Below are 4,911 nucleotides of genomic sequence, written 5' to 3' on the forward strand. Positions count from 1 at the left end.
CCAGTTAAGATTGTTTGGGGTTGAAAAACATCAACCTTATGTTCATTTATATATAAAGCTAATTCATAAAGAGGGTTTACATAAGATACAAAAGCAACAGGCTTATAACGATTGATTTCACTTATGTATTCGTTTTTATTCCTCTCATTCATTTCAAATGAGTTCAACATTTTCCTATTATAAAAACCATGGTATAGCGCATTTTTAATAGTGTTAAAACGTGAAGGTTGTCCTAGATCTGCACCCCATAAGTACATTGTTTTTTGACCAAGACCTGCACCTAACCAACCGTAACCTCTCCACATTACTGCTTCTCTGCGAGTATTACTTTCCAAATTCAATTCAAAGTGAAAAGGTTGTCCAGTTGAGCCGCCAGTTGATTTTTTAATGTTATTTTTATAGTGTTATTTATTGCTCTGGTATCAGTATTTTTAAAAGATGATCATAAAATCATGGTGCCTTCTGATTCTGCGTTAGTTCTGAAATTAGAGGGAAATTTAGTCATCGAAAAAGAAGCGATTGACCCGCTCTCAGAGTTTATGCAAGAAGCTTTTGAACAACAAAATGACAATCCTGAAATTCTACTTCAAGATGTATTGCTAACTATCGAAAATGCTAAACAAGACAGACGAATTAAAGCCTTAGTTTTGGACTTACATGGTTTAGGTGGCGCGGGTTTAGATAAACTTGAACAAATAGCAGTCGCATTAGAAGGCTTTAAGGAAAGTCACAAACCTATATTTGCAATTGGTGACTATTTTACTCAAAACCAATATTACCTCGCTAGCCGCGCCGACCATTTATACTTAAACCCAATGGGGTTTATGATGTTTGAAGGATATGGACGTTTTGGTACTTATTTTAAATCCGCATTAGAAAAACTAAAGGCTGAAACCCATGTTTTTAAAGTGGGAACATATAAGTCAGCCGTAGAGCCTTACTTGCGTGATGACATGTCTGAAGCGGCAAAAGTGGCCAATAAAGCTTGGTTACAGGAAATGTGGTCACAATACAAAACCAGTGTGGCTGCTGCTCGTGGTTTAGATGTAAGTAATTTTGATGAAGAATTAGATGTTTTCTTGGCTAAGTTTGAGCAATCTCAAGGCGATTTTGCGCAATATGCTCTGGATTATGGGTGGGTTGATGCCCTTAAAACTAGAGAACAAGCATTTCAAGAGATTGCTGCCATTGTTGGTACCAAACAAAACCACCAAGGTCTTAACGCCATTAGCTTTAAAAATTACCTCGGTGTTATCAATCCTCCATTTCCAATAATAAATAACAGCATGGATAAAGTGGCGGTAGTCGTTGCAAAAGGATCTATTTTAAACGGCACTAGAAAAGCCGGAGAAATTGGTGGTGATAGTACCGCAGCATTATTAAGAAAGGCTCGATATGACGATTCTGTTAAATCGGTTGTATTGTACGTAGACTCTCCAGGTGGAAGCGCGTTTGCATCAGAAATTATTCGCCAAGAAGTTGAAAACCTGCAAGCTACAGGCAAACCTGTGGTTGCGGTAATGAGCACTTATGCTGCGTCTGGCGGTTATTGGATTTCGGCTGGTGCCGACAAAATCATCGCCGCCCCTAGCACTATTACCGGTTCGATTGGCATATTTGGGATGTTTTTTACCTTTGAAAATACCTTAGATTATCTTGGGGTACATACCGATGGTGTGGGTACCACCGAATTTGCCAATATGGGTATCACTAAATCCTTAAATCCTAAATTTGCTGCCATTATGCAAAGAGGAATCGAACAAGGATATGATCAATTTATCTCGTTAGTCGCTGAAAAACGCAATATGACTAAAAGCCAAGTTGACCAAATTGCTCAGGGCCGTGTTTGGATAGGCGAAACAGCATTAGAATTAGGATTAGTTGACGAGTTGGGATATCTCGATAATGGCGTAAAAGCGGCTGCTGAATTAGCTAACTTAAACACATATGATACCCAATATATTCAAAGACCTATGTCTAAAAGTGAATTGTTCTGGAAAGAATTGCTAACCACAGCAAGCGTGAGTTTTAAAGGGGCTTTTGTTGCGGAGAAATCGAGCACTATTATAAATCTTGTTAAAGAAATTACCGCAGACATTGAAGCTGTTGCTAAGTTAAACGATCCTAAAGGCGTCTACGCATATTGTTTAGCCTGCGAATTTTAAAGCAACCTAAAGCACAACTGATTGTCCCGATATTTTTAATATTGGGACTTTTTATATGCTCCTTCTCAGCTCATCTTTTCTTGGTAATGTAGATTAATGTTGTCGCCTACTTCTCAGCAACTGGTAATACAAAAAGTCGAACAATGTTTTGATTATGCCAATGAGCGTTTTAATCAGCACTTCGATTTACCTAAAATTAGTTTTAAACAAAGAGGCAAAGTTGCTGGAAGTGCCCGTTTGCAAAGCAACGAGTTACGGTTTAATCCAATATTATTACAAGACAATCTCGATATTTTTATAAATGAAGTTGTCCCTCACGAAGTCTGTCACCTGTTGGCGCACCAGTTATATGGCCGCGTTAAACCACATGGCCAAGAATGGCAGGCTTTAATGATCGATTTATTTGCGGTAACACCAAAAACTCACCACAACATGGATATTCAAAAAGTGGCTGGTGAAGTGTTTCGCTACTATTGCCAATGTGGCACGCTTGAATTAAGTATCCGACGTCACAACAAAATCACTAGAGGAAAACAAAACTACATCTGCCGTAAATGTCACTCGGTATTAAAAATCGCTTCTTGAATTAAAACCAGCGTTTTGTAAAGGCTTTATCAAGCTCATCAAAGGCTGTTTTTAAAAGTTTCGCTAGTTCATTATATTTAGGTTTAGCTTTGGGAGATTGTAAGGCGCACCCTTGCATTTGCATTTTATGATGAATATCTAAATACCAACTTTTTAAGCTGGGTGGCAAAATTTGATTCGAGCGATGACCAAGCCACATCAACCCTTGAACTGGCAAAGACAAAAACAATGCACCCGCCGCTAAAGCTTGAGGAAGTTTTTCGTATCCTTGCAGGTTAACAAGTACAGCAACAGTTAACACCGCCATAGCAGGCATGACTTTAATGGAAAACTTAGTGGCAGAAATCACACGGCATTCGGGAAACATTGCATACAATTGTTGCTGCATTGGCCACGTCTGCATGTATTGTTGCCCGTCTTTCACCATAGTTTGAATAGTCAGCGCCAAACTTAAATTCTCTTCTTTTTTAGTTAACAATATTGTAACGGTTTAAACTCATATTCGCTAACATCATAAAGTTATAATAAATGGTTAGTACTAAGAAAACGCAGGTTGAATAGCCGTAGAGACTCAGTGAAGAAGTAATGTGATTAAATTAGTGTTGAAATAACATTGAAAGTACAACACATGCCCTCATGTCTAGGCCAATGAATTAAATATGACAAATCAGTCATTATGCAAAACCTTATTTGGAGAAATCAATGTCCGAAGCGAGACACGTTAAACTTTTAATTTTGGGCTCAGGCCCAGCCGGTTACGCAGCCGCTGTTTATGCAGCCCGGGCAAATTTAAATCCGGTATTGTTAACGGGTATTCAACAAGGTGGACAGCTAACCACAACCACAGAAGTTGAAAACTGGCCTGGCGATCCTGAAGGACTTACTGGTCCCGACTTAATGGTTCGCATGCAACAACATGCGGAGAAGTTTGATACTGAAATTATTTTTGACCATATCAACAAAACCGACCTATCTAAGCGACCATTTACGTTAACTGGTGATCAAGGTACCTACACTTGTGATGCACTAATTATTTGTACTGGTGCTTCTGCTAAGTATCTAGGAATGGAATCAGAAACGGCCTTTATGGGCAAAGGGGTGTCGGCGTGTGCAACTTGTGATGGATTTTTCTACCGTAACCAAAAAGTGGCCGTGGTGGGCGGCGGAAATACCGCAGTTGAAGAAGCACTTTATCTGTCGAATATTGCATCTGAAGTACATGTAATCCACAGGCGTGATTCATTTCGCAGTGAAAAAATTCTTGCGGATCGTTTAATGGATAAAGCCAAAAATGGCAATGTAGTGTTGCATTTAGATCGCCAGCTAGACGAAGTATTAGGTGATGAAATGGGTGTGACGGGGATCCGTATCAAAGACACCAATTCCGATGCCACCGAAAATTTAGATCTAATGGGATTGTTCATTGCTATCGGCCATCAGCCCAACACCGGTATTTTTGAAGGTGAATTAGAAATGAAAGATGGCTATATCAAAGTGCAAAGTGGCACCGAAGGTAATGCAACTCAAACAAGCGTTGAAGGCGTATTCGCCGCTGGCGATGTAAGTGACCATATTTACCGTCAAGCGATCACCTCGGCAGGTACTGGGTGTATGGCGGCGTTAGATGCTGAGAAATTCTTAGACGCTCAAGACTAAAGACATTGATTGTATGCAAAGGCCTCGACTTGAGGCCTTTTTTTATACATGCTAAAAGTAATAAACTTCTGTGATATTGCCATGCTGACTCTTACAAAGCTCGAACAACATCTCGTTTTTCCCCCTGTAGAGTTAGCTCATAGCGATCCTAATGGTTTATTAGCATTTGGTGGTGACTTGAGTCCCAATCGTCTGTTATTAGCTTATCAGTCTGGAATATTTCCATGGTTTAGCGAAGGTGAACCAATCATGTGGTGGTCGCCAGACCCCAGAGGCATTTTACCTATAGAGGATTTTAAGGGCAGTAAAAGCCTCAGAAAGTTTGCTCGTAAATGTGACTATCAGATCACATTAAATAACGCGTTCGAACAGGTGATTGATACTTGTGCCACAATTCCAAGAAACGACTCTGGAACCTGGATCACCCTAGACATGATTAACGCCTACAAAAGCCTTCACAAACTAGGCCATGCTCATTCGATAGAAGTTTGGCAGCAAAATAGTT

5 protein-coding genes and 1 pseudogene are annotated in these 4,911 nt (G+C 39.8%); 4 read left to right on the forward strand and 2 right to left on the reverse strand.

The window, feature by feature from the left end; all coding sequences use genetic code 11:
• Nucleotides 1–335 (reverse strand): annotated as a pseudogene (locus Q0688_RS20080) (phenylacetate--CoA ligase family protein); the annotation flags it as partial.
• Between the two features lie 57 nt (nt 336–392).
• Between Q0688_RS20080 and sppA the strand changes: the two are divergent.
• Together sppA and Q0688_RS20090 are read left to right on the forward strand one after the other, a co-directional pair.
• Complete coding sequence (gene sppA, locus Q0688_RS20085; RefSeq protein WP_299081566.1) at nt 393–2,165, forward strand: signal peptide peptidase SppA; 1,773 nt, start codon at nt 393–395, stop codon at nt 2,163–2,165.
• 96 nt (nt 2,166–2,261) lie between these two features.
• Nucleotides 2,262–2,750, forward strand: a complete 489-nt coding sequence (locus Q0688_RS20090) for a SprT family zinc-dependent metalloprotease (RefSeq protein ID WP_299081556.1) — start codon at nt 2,262–2,264, stop codon at nt 2,748–2,750.
• A 1-nt stretch (nt 2,751) separates the two neighbouring features.
• Here Q0688_RS20090 and yfbV read toward each other — a convergent pair whose 3' ends face one another.
• The gene (gene yfbV / locus Q0688_RS20095; protein ID WP_299081559.1) at nt 2,752–3,198 is read right to left on the reverse strand and encodes a terminus macrodomain insulation protein YfbV; all 447 of its coding nucleotides are present in this window, start codon (nt 3,196–3,198) and stop codon (nt 2,752–2,754) included.
• Between the two features lie 254 nt (nt 3,199–3,452).
• Between yfbV and trxB the strand changes: the two genes are divergently transcribed.
• Both trxB and Q0688_RS20105 read left to right on the forward strand, forming a co-directional pair.
• Entirely contained in the window at nt 3,453–4,406 is a 954-nt protein-coding gene (gene trxB, locus Q0688_RS20100) for a thioredoxin-disulfide reductase (RefSeq protein ID WP_299081563.1), read from the forward strand.
• 81 nt (nt 4,407–4,487) lie between these two features.
• Nucleotides 4,488–4,911: leucyl/phenylalanyl-tRNA--protein transferase (locus Q0688_RS20105; protein ID WP_299081569.1), on the forward strand; the 424-nt coding region annotated here is incomplete at its 3' end.

Origin of the sequence: uncultured Paraglaciecola sp. (assembly GCF_937123705.1) — a bacterium.
Lineage (GTDB): Bacteria > Pseudomonadota > Gammaproteobacteria > Enterobacterales > Alteromonadaceae > Paraglaciecola.